Annotated in this window: 19 protein-coding genes; 10 read left to right on the top strand and 9 right to left on the bottom strand. The window is 40.5% G+C overall.

Annotated elements, in window-relative coordinates:
- Window positions 1-103 precede the first annotated feature (103 nt).
- Both ccsB and ACH11B_RS14610 read left to right on the top strand, forming a co-directional pair.
- Window positions 104-3427: a c-type cytochrome biogenesis protein CcsB gene (gene ccsB / locus ACH11B_RS14615; protein WP_377610413.1), complete on the top strand. Its 3324-nt coding sequence runs from the start codon at window positions 104-106 to the stop codon at window positions 3425-3427.
- 82 nt (window positions 3428-3509) lie between these two features.
- On the top strand, window positions 3510-3956 hold the full coding sequence (locus ACH11B_RS14610; RefSeq protein ID WP_377610411.1) for a pyridoxamine 5'-phosphate oxidase family protein: 447 nt from the start codon (window positions 3510-3512) through the stop codon (window positions 3954-3956).
- A gap of 53 nt (window positions 3957-4009) precedes the next feature.
- Here the strand turns inward: ACH11B_RS14610 and ACH11B_RS14605 are convergent, their stop codons facing one another.
- The 7 genes from ACH11B_RS14605 to ppk2 form a co-directional block, all read right to left on the bottom strand.
- Window positions 4010-4996 carry an ABC transporter permease gene (locus ACH11B_RS14605; protein ID WP_404273974.1) on the bottom strand — a complete coding sequence of 329 codons (987 nt, stop codon included), beginning with the start codon at window positions 4994-4996 and terminating at the stop codon, window positions 4010-4012.
- A 10-nt stretch (window positions 4997-5006) separates the two neighbouring features.
- Window positions 5007-5963, bottom strand: coding sequence for an ABC transporter ATP-binding protein (locus ACH11B_RS14600; protein ID WP_013665986.1), 957 nt, complete (start codon window positions 5961-5963; stop codon window positions 5007-5009).
- Between the two features lie 3 nt (window positions 5964-5966).
- On the bottom strand, window positions 5967-7127 hold the full coding sequence (locus ACH11B_RS14595; protein WP_013665985.1) for an NEW3 domain-containing protein: 1161 nt from the start codon (window positions 7125-7127) through the stop codon (window positions 5967-5969).
- Window positions 7128-7329: 202 nt separating this feature from the next.
- Window positions 7330-7713 (bottom strand): (deoxy)nucleoside triphosphate pyrophosphohydrolase, encoded by a 384-nt coding sequence (locus ACH11B_RS14590; protein ID WP_377610408.1) that lies wholly within the window; start codon window positions 7711-7713, stop codon window positions 7330-7332.
- Window positions 7714-7748: 35 nt separating this feature from the next.
- A complete protein-coding gene (locus ACH11B_RS14585; RefSeq protein ID WP_377610406.1) occupies window positions 7749-8480 on the bottom strand; it encodes a class I SAM-dependent methyltransferase in 732 nt (243 codons plus the stop codon).
- A 178-nt stretch (window positions 8481-8658) separates the two neighbouring features.
- Entirely contained in the window at window positions 8659-9804 is a 1146-nt protein-coding gene (locus ACH11B_RS14580; protein ID WP_377610404.1) for an FAD-dependent monooxygenase, read from the bottom strand.
- A 39-nt stretch (window positions 9805-9843) separates the two neighbouring features.
- Window positions 9844-10665 (bottom strand): polyphosphate kinase 2, encoded by an 822-nt coding sequence (gene ppk2, locus ACH11B_RS14575; protein WP_013665981.1) that lies wholly within the window; start codon window positions 10663-10665, stop codon window positions 9844-9846.
- 142 nt (window positions 10666-10807) lie between these two features.
- On the opposite strand from ppk2, the gene pxpB reads away from it, so the two are divergent.
- The 7 genes from pxpB to ACH11B_RS14540 all read left to right on the top strand — a co-directional run bounded on the left by pxpB (window position 10808) and on the right by ACH11B_RS14540 (window position 16026).
- Complete coding sequence (gene pxpB, locus ACH11B_RS14570) at window positions 10808-11566, top strand: 5-oxoprolinase subunit PxpB (protein WP_377610401.1); 759 nt, start codon at window positions 10808-10810, stop codon at window positions 11564-11566.
- A complete protein-coding gene (locus ACH11B_RS14565; RefSeq protein WP_377610399.1) occupies window positions 11556-12545 on the top strand; it encodes a biotin-dependent carboxyltransferase family protein in 990 nt (329 codons plus the stop codon). The genes pxpB and ACH11B_RS14565 overlap by 11 nt, the downstream gene beginning before the upstream one ends.
- Window positions 12546-12623: 78 nt before the next feature.
- Window positions 12624-13379 carry a 5-oxoprolinase subunit PxpA gene (locus ACH11B_RS14560; protein WP_013665978.1) on the top strand — a complete coding sequence of 252 codons (756 nt, stop codon included), beginning with the start codon at window positions 12624-12626 and terminating at the stop codon, window positions 13377-13379.
- Window positions 13380-13579: 200 nt separating this feature from the next.
- Complete coding sequence (locus ACH11B_RS14555; protein ID WP_130857214.1) at window positions 13580-14068, top strand: hypothetical protein; 489 nt, start codon at window positions 13580-13582, stop codon at window positions 14066-14068.
- A gap of 392 nt (window positions 14069-14460) precedes the next feature.
- Entirely contained in the window at window positions 14461-14955 is a 495-nt protein-coding gene (locus ACH11B_RS14550; protein ID WP_377610397.1) for a hypothetical protein, read from the top strand.
- Window positions 14956-14972: 17 nt separating this feature from the next.
- Window positions 14973-15455, top strand: coding sequence for a DUF551 domain-containing protein (locus tag ACH11B_RS14545; RefSeq protein ID WP_377610395.1), 483 nt, complete (start codon window positions 14973-14975; stop codon window positions 15453-15455).
- A gap of 154 nt (window positions 15456-15609) precedes the next feature.
- The gene (locus tag ACH11B_RS14540; protein WP_013665974.1) at window positions 15610-16026 is read left to right on the top strand and encodes a DUF2007 domain-containing protein; all 417 of its coding nucleotides are present in this window, start codon (window positions 15610-15612) and stop codon (window positions 16024-16026) included.
- A gap of 2 nt (window positions 16027-16028) precedes the next feature.
- On the opposite strand, the gene ACH11B_RS14535 is transcribed toward ACH11B_RS14540, so the two are convergent.
- A complete protein-coding gene (locus tag ACH11B_RS14535; RefSeq protein ID WP_377610393.1) occupies window positions 16029-16568 on the bottom strand; it encodes an SRPBCC family protein in 540 nt (179 codons plus the stop codon).
- A gap of 229 nt (window positions 16569-16797) precedes the next feature.
- On the opposite strand from ACH11B_RS14535, the gene ACH11B_RS14530 reads away from it, so the two are divergent.
- Entirely contained in the window at window positions 16798-17919 is a 1122-nt protein-coding gene (locus ACH11B_RS14530) for a glycoside hydrolase family 105 protein (protein WP_377610391.1), read from the top strand.
- Window positions 17920-17986: 67 nt separating this feature from the next.
- On the opposite strand, the gene ACH11B_RS14525 is transcribed toward ACH11B_RS14530, so the two are convergent.
- Window positions 17987-19453: a RagB/SusD family nutrient uptake outer membrane protein gene (locus tag ACH11B_RS14525; RefSeq protein ID WP_377610389.1), complete on the bottom strand. Its 1467-nt coding sequence runs from the start codon at window positions 19451-19453 to the stop codon at window positions 17987-17989.
- Window positions 19454-19463: the final 10 nt, after the last annotated feature.

The following is a 19463-nucleotide window of genomic DNA, read 5'->3' as shown; positions in this document are numbered from 1 at the left end:
ATATTGGTTTTACTTTTCTCCCTCTAAAAAGCAAGATATTTGCCGCAAATCCCCATAAGGAATTATTTTTTAGTGTCTGCTACTCACCTATAAATATTTGTTAATGAATTTCGTCGGAAAGATACTTTTTTCTACCCGAACCATGGGTTTTATGTTGTTGTTATACGCTTTCTCGATGGCGGTGGCTACATTTGTTGAAAATGATTACGGCACGCCTGTGGCAAAAGCCCTCATTTACAACAGTTGGTGGTTCGAGTTGATTATGGTCATACTCGTGCTTAATTTCATCGGAAACATAAAACGCTATCAATTAATCCAGCGGAAAAAGTGGCCATTATTAGTTTTCCACCTGGCATTCATATTAATCTTCGTCGGCGGAGCGATTACCCGTTATATCAGCTTTGAAGGTTCTATGCATATCCGTGAGGGGGAGTCCAATAATGAAATTATTTCCGATGCTTCATTTTTTAAGGTACAAATTACAAATGGTGAAGAAGCCTTAGCCTATAAAGACGTACCGGTCATTCTAACATCTCGTCAGGTTCCCTTTTACTTAAAGCCTTTTCAAAAGGAATATGCTGCAGAGTACGATTTTATGGGACAACGTTTAAAAATGCGTGTCTTGGATTACATACCGAGAGCCCAAGATTCGCTGGTAGCGTCGTCAACAGGCAAGAACATACTACATCTCGTGACCTTGATCGAAGGTAAAAGAGAGAACAAATATATCCCTTCGGGTAGTGTACAACTGATCCAGAATATGCTAGTCAGTTATAACAAGGAAACACCAGGGGCAGTAAACATTCAAGAAGAAGCTGGAAATCTAGTTATCAATTCGCCGGTAGGTGGTGGCTATATGATTATGGCGTCACAGGAAAAGGGTGAACTCCAAGCAGAACAGAAACAACCTTTTCATCTTCGTAGTTTGTACACGCTAGGAAGTTTAACTTTTGTTATACCTCAAGCACCATCCAAAGGTGAGATTATCCATTTTGAGGGCGATAAGCGTACGCATGAAAACGAGGCTGACCTGGTTAAGCTGGAACTCTCAACCAATAATACCACCGATACCGTATCATTTTATGGAGGAAAAGGTATTACCAGTTTTCAACATCAGTCCGAAATAGGTGGTCTAACCGTGTCCATAGGCTACGGCTCAAAAATATATTACACACCCTTTGAACTTAAACTTCGCAAATTCAAAATGGAAAAATACCCCGGAAGTAATAGTCCTGCCTCCTATTCCTCCGATTTAGCAATTGTAGAAAAACAGTCAGAGACACCATATACCATCTATATGAACCATGTGTTGGATCACCAAGGTTACCGTTTCTTTCAATCAAGTTTTGACCCGGACGAAAAAGGCACCGTTTTGTCAGTTAATCATGATTTTTGGGGCACTACCACCACCTATATAGGTTACACATTTCTATTTCTAGCCATGTTTGTTACTTTGTTTTGGAAGGGAACTCGCTTCTCTAAGCTAAATGAGCAGTTAAGCGCTTTATCGAAGCAAAAGGCGTCGCTTTTACTCCTTTTGTTTATGCCATTTGGCGCAAGTTATGCACAGGAAATAGACATGCATGGTCCGTCCAGGGGAGATCAGCTATTGAAAAGCGACGAACAGGGGCATCAACATCAGCATAACCATGTACATACGCATGATTCGGCTGTCCAATCAGAAAACCGGCCCGATCTTTCAATGCCTGTACCTAGCAAAATACAAGACCCTGCTCAATTCGCAGCGTCGGTAAAACTAAGCAAATCACATGCAGCTAATTTCGGAAGCCTTCTAGTACAAAATTTTGACGGAAGAATAGAACCCATCAATACCTTGGCACTGGAAATCTTGCGGAAACTTCATCACAAAGATCAGTTTTACGAATTAGATGCCAATCAATTCCTTTTGTCTGTATCAACACAGCCTTTTGATTGGGCACAAGTCCCGTTAATTAAAGTAAATGCAAAAGGTGGGCCGGAGCTGTTAAATCGTGTAAAAGCAGACCCTAAGGGGTATACATCGCTACTTAACTTAATCACGCTCAAGGATAATAAAGCGACCTTCGTTCTAGAAGATGAATACCAACAAGCATTCGCGAAAAAGCCTGCTGACCAAAACAGCTATGACAAAGAGCTTATTGAACTGAATGATAAATTACAGGTTATGCAGTACCTGATCAGTGGGCAATATCTACGGGTATTACCTATCCCGAATGATCCGAACAATACTTGGGTTGCTTGGGGTAGTGAACATGCAAATCATAATACCGATGTTAAAAATCCTTTCGCGGCCTATCTTAAAGAAGTCATCTATGCACAAACCACACAAAATTGGCAGCAAGCCGATCAACAGTTAGAAAAATTAAAGTCGTTGCAAAAAGAAATAGGCAAAGAAATTATTCCATCGGAAGCAAAAATTAACTGGGAAATCCGATACAATTCATGGAATATCTTCTTTAAGCTTATGATTGCTTACGCTTTATTGGGAAGTCTAATTCTTGCGTTAGCCTTTGTTAAGCTTTTCTCGGAGGCCAGATTTGTGAGTCGATTAATTTCTTTTCTACTCGTTGTTGTAACAATTGCGGCCAGTTTACAGGCACTTGGCCTAGGCATCCGATGGTACATCTCCGGTCATGAGCCCTGGAGTAATGGCTACGAGGCGGTTATGTTTATTAGTTGGATTGGGATACTTTCCGGCCTTATCTTATATCGCAATAGTAATGCCTTTATCCCGGCAGCGGGATGTCTTATAGCTGTGATATTAATGGGCTTTGCACACGGGGGTTCACAGATGAATCCTCAGATTACACCGTTAGTACCCGTTTTAAAATCCTATTGGCTAATGATACATGTCGCTATCATTACTTCCAGTTATGGATTTTTCGGCCTAAGCGCGCTAATTGGTCTTGTGACGCTCATTTTGCATATTATAAAAAACAAAAAAATAGCTTTGAAGGTCAGTGCATCCCTAAACGAACTAACAATTGTAAACGAAATGTCCCTCACTGTTGGACTGTTCTTATTAACTATAGGTACATTTCTGGGCGGCATATGGGCAAATGAAAGTTGGGGCCGCTATTGGAGCTGGGACCCGAAGGAAACTTGGGCTTTTATTTCCATAATATTATATGCTTTTGTTTTGCATGTTCGTTTAATTCCTGGATTGAAAAGTAAATTTTTGTTTAATTTGCTCTCTTTGCTAAGCTTTTCGAGCGTGATCATGACCTATTTTGGGGTTAACTATTACCTTTCGGGCTTACATTCGTATGCAAAAGGAGATCCCGTTCCCATCCCATCGTGGGTATACATCACGGTAACATCAATTTTTGCGATTGCCTTCATTTCTTATTTTCGATATAAACAATTTGGAAAAAGCAGCAACGAAAGTCACCCTGTTGGAAGGAAAACGACGTTTGAACATGCCTGACAAGAGCAATATTCACATGTCGTATTTAGTTGTTATAACGTTAGTTGGTCTCTTTATTGTTAAAAATAGTTAGCTTTACCGTATGCTTACAGATGAAATAAAACGCTATATTGATAAAAGCGTCCTATGTTGGCTTGCCACGGCCTCACGAGAAGGACTTCCTAATGTTTCTCCGAAAGAGATCTTTACTCATTATGGGCAAAACCTGCTAATTGCTGATATTGCATCTCCCCAATCTATTAAAAACATTATGGAAAACGATAATGTCTGCATCAGCTTTATTGACATTTTGATACAGAAGGGATGGCAATTAAAGGGAAAGGCCACAATTATTGATTCAGGTCATCTACATTTTAATTTGTTGCTGCAACCCTTAATTCAAATGACCAAAGGAAAGTTCCCAATAAACAATATTATCTCTGTCCAAATAGAAAAGACTAAGCCGATATTTGCTCCCAGCTACATCCTATATCCTGACACAACAGAGGAAGAGCAAATAAAAAGCGCCATAAAAGCATACAAGCTTTAAAATTCAACCTTGATAAGAAATAATACAAGGGTATTCATTTTCTCTATCTGGCATTAGCGCGATCTTATTTCCCTTCTCATAAATAAATAATAGGAACCTGCAAAACATAATATAGTGACAGCTACTAAACCGGTAAGTTGTGGCCACACAATGGCGAGGCTTTCACCGATCGGCAAGGGACTTGGTATTGCACCGTAAACCTGTTCCATTGTTAATGGACCCAAACTCCGAACAGAGGGCATCAAAAGCGTCGTTGTTGCATCGCTGTAGAGTTGGCTAGGTACTATGCGCAGTAAATCGCTGATCAGCTTTTGATAGCTTAGGCTTTGATAAGTGTCGGCTGCCGCGGTAGGTATAATTGCCTTAGCGATAAGACTAATAATTATTTGATAAAAAACAGTGAAGAATAACCAAACGGCAATGGCGGTCAATGCAGATGTTGCAGCTTGTCTAAATCGTATGGAAAAAAATATGGCCAGATTTAGCCAAAAAGCCACATAAAGTATACTGAGAAAAAGAAAAAGAAAGATTCTGAGGAGTTCCTGAGGAGTTGGCGGAATACCAATAATAATGATCCCTAACCCCATAACTCCCAGACCCAATGCAAAAAAAAGTGTACTGATTACGATCAAAGCCCCTGCAAACTTCGCGTTAATTAGATAATCGCGATGAATAGGCTGCGCCATAACTCGACTCAAAGTGCCGGCATTCTGTTCAGAATTAATGGCGTCAAAACCCAGACTAATCCCCAAAAGAGGGCCCAAAAAACCAACAAATACATGAAAGGGAGGTAAAGATCCATCAGAAAGTGTGAACAATTTTAAAAACAGAAAGGCGCTTTCCGGGTCACCCGGTTTAGCAATAGCCTTACTGATACCGCTCATAGATGTATATAACGAACTAACACAGGTTAATAGAATAAGCGAAAGTAAAATGATAAAGCGCCAACTTCTAATATGGTCACTGACCTCTTTGGCTACCAAAACTCTGAAAGGGTGAGCAGGTCTTCTCTCTTCCCGATTCGAAGAAATAAGGTTCAAATTCAATAATTTATACATACTTCTGTTCTCCTTCAAAATAACGCTGATAAATTTCGTCTAAACCATATTGTCGCTGATACAAGTGTGTCAGATCAATATCTGAACGGACAATTGTACGTGCTATAGCAGCCGTTTTATCCGTTGAGCACCCAATCAATAATCGATTTTGCTCATACTTAACGCTATTAATTCCATCGATCTTCCCCAGGTCGTTTATCAATTGATGTGGTTTTTCCAACTCGTGCCAAGCGATACCTGCCTCCACCGTAAACACTTCGCTACTAAAAAGTTGTTTCGAAAGTTCGGGTATAGTGCCATTGGCAATCAATTTGCCATTAACAAAGATCCCTACCCGATCACATACCTGTTGTACTTGATGTAAGTGATGAGATGAGAGCAAAACAGTAAGCCCCTGTTCTCTACTTAACTGAACAATCAAGTCTAAAAATGCTTTGACACCACTCGGATCAATACCGAGTGTCGGTTCATCCAAAATAATTACTTCCGGTCTTTTAATCAAAACATCTGCCAAGCCAAGTCGCTGGCGCATTCCTCTAGAATAGGTTCCAACTTTTTTATTAGCCGCATCTATCAACCCTACTCGATTCAACAGATCTAAAGCTCTGTCTCTTGCTTCAGTCCACGTTGCGCGATTAAGTTTAGCGGTGAAAATCAGATTCTCCAATCCGGTTTGATTATCATAAAACCCGACATTATCCGGTAGATAACCGACTCGTCTTTTTACCTCGATGGGATTGACAGTGGAATCGATATTGCAAACTTTAATCGTTCCTGTCTTTGGCTCAGTCAGTCCCAGCATCATTAAAATTGTCGTCGACTTACCGGCACCATTTGGTCCTAAAAGGCCATATATTTCTCCCTTTCGAACCGCGAGATCCAAGTTATCAACGGCCTTCAATGAACCGTAACATTTTGTAACGCCTTTTAATTCGATAACTTCTTCCACCGCCTATCTCCTTCCGTACTTACGAATTAGGTAATATACACAAGCAATAGCCGCTAAAATGATCATAATGCCTAACCATCCCCACAGTAAAGAAGTTTCGACGGATATACGAAACGAGGCTTTCGAAGATATCTCCGGTGTTTTTGCTTCCAATTCCGTCACATAATCACCCGCAATGGCCTTCTTATCCGCTTTAATCGTTGCGAAGACGTCTACGGTTGCCCCAGGTCTTAGCAAAGGAATTTTTGCGGGTTCGAAAACGACATCCCAGTTTGCCGGAGCAGAAAACTTCATTTCGACATTTTTTAAATCAGCCGAACCGCTGTTTTTTAGTGCGAGCTGCACCCTTTTACTTTCACCGGCTGTAACATCAGTGCTTAGTAAGCCGGTCGGTGTGGTCAGTTCCATTTTATAAGATCCCTTGATCACTACTTCGAATTCCAAATTAGCTGATGTATTCGCTGTAGTCGCCAAAACAGGTACTCTGTAGGAACCTGCCTTCGTTTCATCAGGCGGATCTATTTCAACCGTAATGTTTTGGGTTTGGTTAGCTACCATATCTACTGAAGAAACCTGTTTGCCATTCGCCTTAAAGGACACATTCCATCCCGGAAGTGCTTGCGCCGTTAAGGCATAAACTTGATTATCTGCGGTTTGATTTCTTAAGGTCGCATTAAAGGTAAACATTGAATTGGCTGCCCCCTCCATATTTCTTTGATCAGACGAAAACCCGGTCTTATAGCCTCCCTGCTCCGATACCAGCACAGTCAATGGCAAAGAAGCATATCCTTTAGCTTGCACCCGAAATTGGAAAGCGCCTTTGTTAACCTTCACCGGAACATTAACCTTTAAGTTAAAGCTTTTCTTTTCCTTCGGAAGAACAGAAAGTTGCGCCACATCCCAATTTCCGGATTTCAGTTCATAGCTCCAATCTTTTGGCAAGCCGACAACTGAAATATCACTGGTTTTTATTGCATTGCTGTTGTTAATTAAATCAATCGAATAATCGATCGATTCTCCGGGTGGTACTGAAATTTTCGGATACGGCGTATACAATGAAAGACCTTGGGCGAGGCAATTTTCATAAAAACTATAAGGCAATAGCCCCAACAGGAAAAATAAAATGGTAAAAAATGAATACAATCGTTTTGCACGCGCTAACATAAAAAAAAATTTATAATTTTTAACACTAACAGTACAAAGTGGTTAGGCTTTCAAATCGTGGGCTCCGAGCTAGACCAACCATTTAGCCGAGCTTGCCAAATGAGTCAGATTTGAAATGCGGCAGCTAATTTATTAAAAAGATACATTTTTCATAAATTGAAATAAAAAAATTATAATGCTGCAGAAAATAGTACCAATGACACTACAAATATTGCAAGATGGGCTGATCAGCAGCCGCCCAAGCTAACGTCTTTAGTTTTTCTTTTGGTAACCATACTGCATGCAGGTGTTCCACCAACGTAACGTCACGTGAAGTTGAATTACAGTGAAAGGCAGTTAATGTGATCATAAAATCGGGATATTGATGATTAACAACAGCTATTTTTCTATTTACCCTAATACATAATGCCAACTCCTCATCTATTTCTCTAATCAGCGCATCTTCGTCCCGCTCACCATGCTCTACTTTTCCACCGGGAAATTCATATTTATAGCTTAGATAAGGGTAATTGTGTTCACCTTTTTGCGTGCAAAGAATAGCTCCTTCATGCTCTATGACCGCCGCAACAACTTTGTAATGTTTCATCTCCCTATTTCAACCATTGTAAAACTTAAGGCATTTTATTTAGACACCGAAAGTAAAAGAAAAATCGGACGCCTCAATTCGTGACCCATATCTGGATAATTTTTTAACACGGATGCTGATGGTTTTGGTTCGCAAAGTCTATTAATTGTAAAACCAGCATCCAATAAATTTGATAAATAGGTCTCAACAGTCCGATGGTATTTTATAACATCTTCATTTAAAAACCTAGTCTTCCTGAGCCCTTCACTAAAGTAATGATCGATGGGCCAGTGCATCCGATTTTTCTGCTCATCGTAAAACCAATCTTGAGAAGCCATGGCAGTAAAAACAGGATGTTCGACAGAGAAAACAAAAGTACCGCTAGGTACTAAACAATGATAAACATGCTCGCAAACCTGTTGAAAATCACTCACATAATGAAGTGCGAGCGAACTAATGACGACATCAAAGGTAGCCTCGCTAAATGTTATGTCCTCAATGGCTACGCACTCGTATTGGATATTCTGATCTTGCGTCAGTTCTTTCGCTTTTTCCAACATTTTCTTAGACAGATCTATTCCGGTGACCCGCTTCGCTTTCTGTTCCATTGCATAGCGGCAGTGCCATCCATAACCACAACCTAAGTCTAGCACAGTTTTGTCAGCCAAATCCGGCAACAAGGCTCGGAAAGCAGGCCACTCACCCGCAGCTTCAAGACCGGCTGTAGAACGTGGCATCAAACCGTAGCTCGCAAAGAAGTTAGGATCATCATACCTATTTTCTTTCATGGTGAATCGTCCGTATTGTAAAGTAAAAATGAGCGCTTACGTTTGCAATTATAACCATTCTAAAATACATTTATGCGATTTAAGATATTAGACGAAATGCAAGCGATCGCATCCGCTCAGCTAAAAGCTGACACTTGAGTTAAGAGGAAAGCGTTGTAATAATTTTGTCAGACGCTTTTTAAAAATCAACTTTGAATAACCAGGCAATCTGTTTTTTTGTAACAATCTTAGGCACAGACCGTAATACACCATTACGAAACCTACACCAAAATGGGCTTTCCCAATGCGCCATCCAGCCAAGTAGCCTCGATTGCCATATGATGCGTTTAGTTCTTTTAACTCTTCGTTTTTCATAATGCTTAAGTGCTGTGGGGCGGTCGCTTTGCGTGGCAAGACATTGGGCTAAAACCACCGCGTCCTCAATCGCCTGACAGGCGCCCTGCCCCATATTAGGCGTTGTCGCATGTGCTGCGTCTCCCAAAAGAACGATATTATCCTCGTAGACGAAATGCTGAAGCGGCTTAATATCAAATACATCACTCCAAATAAGTTGTTCCGGAGCTGTACTGCGAATAATTTCAGCTATTGGAGTATGCGCGTTTAAAAAACTGTCTGCCAAATCTTTGGGTTTCATTTCTCTCATGCAAGAATCGTTTTCTTTCGCATTTATACAGCAATACCAATAAATACGATTGTGAGACAAAGGAGACATACCAACTCTTCCCGCAGCCGTCCAGGTTTCCACAGATGCCATTTTATTTAAGGGAATGTTCGGATTTTCAATAACCGCACGCCAACAGGTATAACCTGCATATCTCGGCTTACTATCAGGTATAAGCTGTTGCCTTACGACTGAGCGGATACCATCTGCTGCGATCAACAGGTTGGTAACCGAGCTAGAACCGTCCGAGAAATAAAGAATGAGGTTTTCTTTTTTCCGCCTGAACGAAAGCAATTTTTTATTTAAATGTAATGAGTTGGGCAACAATCTACTTAAAAGCACTTCATGCAACTCCGAACGGTGAATCACCAAGTTTGCATTTGCAAAGTCCGGTCCTAATAATTCCGTATCCTGATTACTTATAATTTTTCCCTTCGTATCAAGCATACGAAGGGAAGTGACTTGATGTCCTTTACTAACAACCGCTTGTTCTATTCCCAATCTCTTCAATCCCAATATAGCATTGGCTGCGAGTCCTATACCAGCTCCAACGGGCTTAATCACTGGCGCAGCTTCATAAATACTAACATCTAAGCCTAGGTTTTGCAGCGCCACGGCTGTGCATAAGCCGCCAATTCCTGCTCCTACAATAGCAATCCTCATTATACACCAAAGGTACTGAATGACTAGAATAAAAATTGCCTAACCATGAATCTTTATAAGTTTCTCGTCTACCTTTGAGTCTTGTTTACTCGTAAAACCTGTCACATTTGAAAGGACGTATTTAATAACCTCCAATCGGGCCTGCTTTTTATCATCTGTAACTACTTCCACCCAAGGGGACTTCTTGGTACCGGATCGTTTCAACATTTTATTTATATAATGGGTATAATCATCCCACTTTTCTTGTGCCTTTTCATCCAGATCCCCAACCTTCCATTGTTTCATCGGATCCTTTTGTCTATCTTCCAGTCGCTCCAGTTGCTCGTTCTTTGAAATCGTAAGAAAAATTTTCATCATAATGATTCCATCATCGATGAGTAGGTGTTCCAACGAACTTACTTGTTCCATAAACGAGGTGTATTGTAAGTCAGAGCAAAAACCAAATACAGGTTCCACAACGGCTCGATTATACCAGCTACGATCAAAAAACACGATTTCTCCGCTGGTTGGCAACTGTTTTACGTATCGTTGGAAATACCATTGGCCTTTCTCCTCTTCTGTCGGTTTTGGAAGTGCAACTACACGTATTTTTTTCGGATTCAGTTTAGCGATCATTCTGCTGATTGTTCCTCCTTTTCCTGCGGCATCTCGTCCTTCAAAAATTAGCAGTAATCGTTTTTTATTTTCGATAACATATTGCTGCAAGCGAAGCAACTCAAACTGTAAAGCAGAAAGTTCTTTTTCGTAGGCGAGTTGCTTCCTGAACTTCTTCTCCTTGATGATATCGTTTGCGACTAGAAAATCCAGTATTTCCTCGCTTTTATTGATTTTTTCTAAATCACTAAGATCAAATTCGGCCATAATTTATTGCGGTAGTTTATGTTAGCTGTTATTCGTTCTGTTATCAATAAGTTTTAACAAAACGATTCTTGCTAATATACATTTTCTTCTTTATAAATTTGGTTTAGTACCTTCGCTTGAGCGATGAATTAAAAACTTACACATGAGAGTACCATTTGGCAGGCCCGGCCATTCATCTACACCTTCTTTCAATATTCATTTTTTATCAGAAAGTGCCGTTACCATTGAGTTTGGGCAAGAAATTGATGAAATAACCTTTAACCGAGTTCACCAACTCGATGAGCTAGTAAATCGTTTACCATTCGAAGGTTTTATTGCCACCGTCCCTGCCTATACTTCATTAGCTATTTTCTATGATACTATACAGGTTGTCCAAGCAAAACAGCTTTACGGCCTGAATAGTTTCGAACGAATTTCCAATTACTTAATTGAGTTGCAGCAACAGGCAATTCCGATAAATGAAATAAAAAAGGAACCTATTCATTTACCCATATGTTATGAGGAAGAACTTGGACCGGACTTAGCATATGTAGCTTCGTATCACAATATATCGACTCAGGAGCTTATCAAGTTACATAGTAGTACAACCTATAAGGTTTATATGATCGGCTTTGTTCCCGGCTTCGCTTATTTAGGCGGCACCCCCTCACTATTGGAAACACCAAGAAAGAAGATTCCGCGCAAGCAAGTACCGGCAGGCTCAGTCGGCATAGCAGGGAAGCAGACGGGCATCTATCCTCTGGAAATTTCCGGAGGTTGGCAAATCATTGGTTGCACCCCCCTGCGTCTCTTCGATATTAACCGATCTTCCCCGAGCCTATTGCGAGCCGGCGACGAGGTTATTTTCGATACAATTGATTTACGCGAATTTAAACGCCTGAGGAGAAGCAATGAAAGTTAAGATTTTAAAACCCGGCATACTCAGCACTGTACAAGATTTGGGGAGAAACTTTTATCGTGCCCAAGGAATTCCCTCTGCCGGAGCGATGGACTCACTTTCTATGCGGCTAGCAAATCTTAGCTTAGCTAATGCGATTGATGCGGCTGTGATAGAAATAACGTACGCGGATGTATTGTTAGAAGCCGAAACCGATCTTTTAATCGCATATTCCGGCGGGGGTTCCATTCTTTATGCATCGGATCAAGTTTTACCTGATAATCGCCCTCTTTTTGTCCCAGCCGGACAAAATTTAGCATTTCGACATCACAGTTCGGGTGCAAGGACCTACTTAGCCATCGCGGGAGGTTGGGATGTTCCGATTGTTTTGGGAAGCAAAAGCACTTATATAACCGGCAGATTCGGAGGCTTGATGGGACGTGCTTTAAAAAAGCAAGATTCGCTTAAAAACGCAAACAACTTAACTACATCGACTTTGCGCCTATTATCGCACTTAAAAAGCACGAAAATCAGTTTTCCTAACTGGAGCATTGATAAAGAGCACTTCATGCCGCTTGACAAAAGAATGATCAGGATTGTTCCGGGCAAAGAGTTTACTTGGTTTCGAGCCGATTCTTTGCTAAATTTTTTGTCTGCTAGTTATACCTTGAGTCGTGATTGCAACCGCATGGGATATCGTTTTGAGGGGCCTCTATTGCAGCGTTCCAGCCAAATTGAACTACTTTCCACAGCGGTTGCACCGGGCACTGTACAGGTAACACACGACGGCTCCCTCGTTCTATTAATGTCAGACGGGCAAACAACGGGTGGCTACCCGCGTATTGCACAGATAGCACAAGTTGATTTACCACTTTGCGGACAATTAAAGCCCGGAGATTCTATTCAGTTTTCGGCCATTAGTCATATAGAAGCTGAAAAGCTATACATGAATAGAGAAAACGAACTTAAAAAGCTTGCTGTTGCGCTAAATATGATCATTTAGAAACACAAACTAAAATCCATATGTCTATTTCGTAAATTGCCGAGATCTACAATATTTAACACGTGAAGGAAACTATATATGTATTATATTGATATCAATTGTGATGTTGGAGAGAGTTTTGGTGCTTATACACTCCCGGAACAGGATATGCTATTCGATTATATCAGCTCGGCGAACATTGCCTGTGGGTTTCATGCCGGTGATCCAGATGTAATGCAGCGTACGGTAGCAAGAGCAGTCGAAAAACGTGTAGCAATAGGCGCACATCCCGGCTTCAACGATGTACAGGGCTTTGGAAGACGAGAAATTCACATGAGTCCGAAGGAAATATACAATATGGTGCTTTATCAGATTGGCGCTCTTTATGGATTTGTAAAAACCGCTGGGGGAAAACTACATCATGTTAAACCCCATGGCGCTTTGTATAATATGGCGGCTCGAGATGAAAATTTGGCAACAGCGATTGTACAGGCAGTTTATGATTTTGATAAGCGACTCTATTTATATGGACTGGCTGGTAGCAAACTAATTTTGTCAGCGCACAAAATAGGCCTTCCTGTTGCATCTGAAGTCTTTGCTGATCGAAACTATCAAGATGATGGTAAACTCACACCCCGAAGTCAGGATGATGCCATTATTGCCGATACAACACAGGCAGTGAAGCGCGCTTTAGTTATGATCACCCAACAACAAGTATTATCAACAAATCAAAGATCTATCGCTATCAAAGCAGATACTTTATGTATACACGGTGATCATGAGAAAGCCCTGCTGCTGGCAAAAACTATTTACAATCAACTGATTCAACAAGGTGTTAAGATCAAAGCGCCCTAACATGAAGCAACCCGTAACAGTTATCTTAAATAGTTTTTGCAAGTTGGTGCGAACACATTCTTTCTCGAATTACATCTTTTAGTTACAAGATGGCTGAAGTTTAGATTACATCCTTTTTATTATCGAGATTTGCTACACTTAAAATACGGTGTAAATAAATCGACGGAAAGTCTAAATCAACATAGTTAATAACTATACTCATGAAATATCAGGAGGTTGCCGAAGCCTTGTATAGCAAAAATCGTAACGAGATTCGACACATTATAAACCATTCACTGGAAGCCAAGCATTTCGAACAAAAAATAAGTTCCATGGTAATCCATACCGGCTTCATTTTCACTTCCAAAAATGATATACAGTCTGTCTTATTGTATGACCTTAGTACAGAACAGGTGATACGACAATCGAACAATGAGCACTTGCCGCAATTAAATGGTTTATTGGTGATCAAGGTAAACACCGGTAATTTCAATATACCGATCCCCTTGTTTTTTTCACACATCAAAAATAACAATGAAGTTTACCGATACCATCATGTTGAGATCAATCGCAAATTGGAAGCTGATTGTATTACTATATATGACAAAGACACAATAATCGCTATCCGTTCGATAACCCTTTTAGATGGTCATTTAGGTACCCTTAAAGAGTATCCTTTGCGAGAAACCTTACGGTTGCATAGCCGTTAGCTACACATCACCATGTTCCGAATTGCCACGCAATTCGAGCAATACCGGCAAACGTACCTTTTCTCGTTGAAAGACTCCATTCAATGTAGGGGTAAAGTGACGCAAGGATAAATGGGAGCTTGCTGAAACCAGTCAGTACAACGGAAAAGAGCGCTTCACATTTTTATAAAAATTTGCAAAAAAATTAGATTTTCAATTAACAACTTTGTGTATCTTTATCGCAATTAATTGCACTTTTTTCATGCTTCAAGAGATATTTACACAGTTCCGCCCGAAGGCATTTCAAAAACCGTTTTATAATAAACGATTGTAGTCGACTCTCCGATTTTTACTGTTCTCTTGAGAACAAGCGATTTATTCTTGGCCTACAACCTATTAATATGCAATTTGAAATGCATAAAGCAGTATCATATAAAACATTCTATACTTTAGTACTTATTATCACTCTTATCACCTCTTGTAGAAAAAAGGATAATACGGTGCAACAGAAAATACTTGGTTCTTGGAGAAGTACCAATACGATTACCCAGTTGTATGAAGATGGAGATATGAAAGAATCATATATGCATGCTTCCGACGAATATAATGGTAGCATGATGGAATTCCATGCCGATGGAAGTTTTAAGTCGTCCGGCAAATATGCAACAACAGACGCTGATTCTATCACCGTGGTAAGACTTGAAGATCAAAAAGGCCAGTATCAGATAGTAGACAACAAACTTATAACGAAAATAGAAAATATTGACAAAGAAGCGGAAATGACCTTGGAATTTAAGGGAAATGATGTCTTAACCATCATTTCCGGCCCCTTAGCATTACCGGATTTAGATGAATTTAGTCACAACAAATATTTCACTTCAATCGTTACCTATGTAAGAAATAATTAGCATATTTATATCACATTGTGAATGAAAATCTTACTTATATCGTTGTAAAGAAAACGGAGGGGACCTATCTCCGTCGGGCCGATCTCGTTGATCAACATCACCTATATATCGGTAACTTAACGCTAGATGAGGGTGATATAGTGGCTTCAGATCAGGTTATAAAAGTCCTTCAAGCGGAATTAAATACTGAATGGGTAAATGTCGACGCATTCACCCCCTTCCTCCCCCATTCTTTACCGTATAGAACCCGGTACATTTTTCTTGACAAACGAGATGCAGCATCTAAAGAAATAGCAAAGCCATGGATATCCCTTAGCAAACAGATTCCCGACGAAATGCAGGAATGTCTATTCACCAAATTCGAAAACACGGAACGCACGTCCGTGTCCTCCCCCATCCTACACGGGGTACATGTTAAGAACGGCCTATTTCGTCCATTGCATGCTAAAGCCACCCATCTTTTTAAGCCCACTCATTGGATGCCAATTCCTGGATTTTAGGGCTTTCATAAGCGTCATGCTATTCGTCGTATTCCTTTACAGAATTCTATAAAGGCGGTGAGCTTCCACTTCAGTTAAATGCATCACCCACAATAAATTGCTCAAACAACATAACAAATTCCTAAAATCAATTCGCTTTTTCATATCTTTAAAGATGGATTTTGTAACAGTGAAAGTTTTCGACAATCCTGTAGAAGCTCATTTACTCAAAACAAAGCTTGAAAGTGAGGGCATTCCTTGTTTCCTTCAGGATGAGCATATTGTTTCGCTCAACCCCTTATATAACTATGCTGTTGGAGGAATAAAGCTCGTTATCCATGCTTCCGACGCAGAGGCAGCTTCTTCAATTATCAAGGAAATTGACAACAGGCCTTTATTAACCGAAGACAACAGGCAGCTTGTTTGCCCACAGTGTGGCTCAGTTGAATTATACGCCAATTATAAATCCATGAAGGGAGCCAAAGGGTTTCTGTCCGCCATATTATCTTTCCTAATGGGCGTCTTTCCAATATACTACAGAAATGTTTATAAGTGCAAGGCTTGCGAAAACGAATTTAAAGCAGACATGTAAAACTACTGCTCAAGTACCTGTTTTAAGTTGCTTAGTCCTGTTTCCAAATCACTCCCAATTATTGTTTCCATATCCATGAACAGACACATAAGATTCATTGGATAGGGCATCTTTCCTTTCATACCCCACTTGACTTTCGTTTGTCCATCGCTTACCTGTTCCGTAGTCATATAAACAGGTGAAGTTGATTCGAATGGTTCTTTAAACCGCACTTCAAAATCGATTCGTTCACCTTTTACTATGTTTTTGATTTCCTGCTCCCCCTTACCGACATTGTCTTGTTCGCTTTCCCAACTATAGATAAACCCAGGTGTACCGTCTGTTCCGTGATAACTTTTCTTCATCCCGGGATCCAGTTGATTCCATTTACTATAATTGTCCTGATTTTTCAAATACTTTATATATTCGAAAACTTCTTGTTTCGGTTTGTTAATGACTACTTCCCGTTCTACTGAATATTCCTTTTTAACAAACAAAGCTGTAATGAGTGCAATACCTATGAGCACCAGTACAATAAGTAATAAACCCTTGATAACTTTCATAACGATATTTATAATTGGTAAATAATATCTTTGAAATTCTGATTAAAAATACAACAATTATGTTACAATAAAACATAAAACCACGTGCTTTTTGTTGCGCCAAAATAGTTGATAGCTTGGCCAATTTTGTATACAAATCATCAGCTTAAATTTACTTTCTTGCAGTTATCATCCAAAATAAGAGGGGCTTTATAGTCCATTCAAAAGATGTTAACCAAAAACAATCCATATGAAGAAAATAACTGCACTAATTCTTGTAACTACGACCTATTTAAACGTAGCTTATGCCCAGACAGATTTAGACCAATGGCCTTTGAAGAAATCACCGGAAGAAATAGGTCGCAAGATTGCTTGGCATTTTATCGAGACACCTCATCCAAACTTTGGAAAAGATACGCCCCCAAAAGTAATTACCTACCCGGAAAGCTGTACTTGGTACGGGGCATTAATGTTTGCAGGGGAAAGCGGTGATGAGAAACTGATAAAAGCCTTAGCAGAAAGGTTCGAACCGCTTTTCTCTTCTAAAACGTCTATGATTCCTGTTCCTGATCATGTAGACTATGCGGTATTCGGCTCCGTTCCGTTAGAGCTTTATCGTCTTACAGACCAACAACGTTATTACGATTTAGGTATCCGGATTGCCGATAAGCAATGGGGACCCCCTGAAGGACCGAGGGTTACACCGGAATCGCATAAATTTTATGAGATGGGATTAACCTGGCAAACCCGGCTGTGGATTGATGATATGTACATGATTACAGCCCTCCAGGCACAGGCTTACCGCGTTACAGCAGACGAAACGTACATTAATCGAGCGGCGAAAGAAATGGTTTTTTATTTAGATGAGCTTCAAAAACCGAACGGACTCTTCTATCACGCTCCTGACGTGCCCTTTTTTTGGGGTCGGGGAAATGGTTGGATGGCCGCAGGGATGGCTGAACTGCTACGCTCTTTACCGAAAAAGAACCCTTACTATAAGAGAATCATGGAAGGTTATCAATTGATGATGAGTTCTTTACTAAAACATCAAAGTGAAGAAGGTACCTGGCGACAATTAATTAACGATGACGCATCCTGGCCGGAAACTTCTTCAACAGGTATGTTTGCTTATGCGATGATAACGGGTGTAAAAAACGGCTGGTTGGATAAAACCATCTATGGCCCTGCGGCGCGTAAAGCATGGTTAGCACTTATCAGTTACATCGATGACAACGATGACATTCAGAACGTTTGCGAAGGTACAAACAAGAAAAATGATCGTCAATACTACTTAGATAGAAAGCGAATTACAGGAGATATGCACGGACAAGCACCTATATTATGGTGTGCAGCTGCTTTTTTGAGGGATTAGCTGTTAATAGTGTAATGGCTTACCGATTTCATGGTAAGCCATTACACTCCATTCGTATAAAGATAAATTAATAACCTTCGTTTTGTTGCCAAACGCCGTTCATTCTATCCATTTCCGCAAGCGGAATTGGAAAGAGGTAAGCCTTAAAGCGACGCTTATTTCCCTGTTTATCGTAGGTAATCTGCGGAATCACTTCATGCGCTATTCCCCATCTAATTAAATCGTTGTATCGCAAGCCTTCGAAAGCCAGTTCTACCCTTCTCTCATTTCTGATAACTGCTTGCGTTAACATTGTTTGAGGCGCCATGTTAACACCGGGTCTAGTCCTAACATCATTTAACGCTTTTAATGCTCGTGGGTCAGTACCTTGTCCACTTTCAAACATAGCTTCTGCATACATCAGCAAGAGGTCGGCATAGCGAATTTTAACAAAATGCTGATCACTCAAGGTTGCTCCGGAAGCATTATTTACAGCGGTATCCACATATTTTTTAAAAGCCATACTATTAAATGGAATCTGCCCTTCAGCTGTACTTCCCGCTTGCATAAATCCTTTTGGATTATACGCCCAAGAGTCCCCTTCCTCAAAGATGGTCATTTTTCTTCGCGGATCATTGGATTCATAAGCGTCTTTCAAATCTGTTGTAGGAAATACAGACATCCGTCCGCCAATTACCTGATCCATGGAATGATAATCGGTAGGTGCCGCAAATAAAACCGAAAACATGATTTCTTTATTATTATTTTGTTCACCAAAGAAAATCCCGGCATAGTTTGGATGCAAACTAAACGGGTTGCTCGCATCGCCTATTAAGCTCCAAGCGGTCTCCGCTGCTTCCTGATATCTTTTGTTATTGAGTAAAACACGCGTCTTCAATCCAATTGCAGAACCTTTAACGGCCCGGCCGTCACTATAGGCCATCTGAGGCAGATTAGCAATTGCAAAATCCAGATCCTGCAATATTTGCGCTACTACCGTTGCCTTCGTCGTACGTGGCCGGCGTTGAAAATCTCCATCTAATGCCTCCGGTTTTAGATTTAGCGGCACGTCTCCGAACAGTTGAACAAGATCATTGTAATAGTAGGCCCTTAAAAACGATGCCTCGCCTTTCATGCGCTTATTTTCAGCCTCAGACAAAGCGCTTACTCTGTCTATATTCGCCAAAAAGTAATTACAGTTCGCAATTCCCTGAAAAGCAAACTGCCACGTCTTGGTTACTACACCTGCTGTTGTGCTGGGATCAAAGTCGCCCCGCATAATAACATCAAAACCTTCCCATCCGGACGTATTCAGCGCATTATCTGAAAGGGCTTCCCAGTATAAACTATTTCCGCTCTGATTCGGGCCACCGGAATACAGCGGTTCCTTAAGCTTTGCATAACAGGCGATCAATGCTTTTTGTGCTTCTATCGCCGTATTCCAATAATTAGTAGTACTTGGGTTGGTGAGTGGATCTTTGTCTAATACACTGGAGCACGATATCAGCATATTCGTGAGTACCAATAACCCATATATTGTTTTGTTAGCTTTCATCTTCGATATT

It is taken from the genome of Olivibacter sp. EAT-5 (genome assembly GCF_044784325.1).
GTDB classification, from domain to species: domain Bacteria; phylum Bacteroidota; class Bacteroidia; order Sphingobacteriales; family Sphingobacteriaceae; genus Olivibacter; species Olivibacter oleidegradans.
Note: the sequence above shows the minus strand (reverse complement) of the source record. Positions and strands in the feature narration are given on the sequence as shown.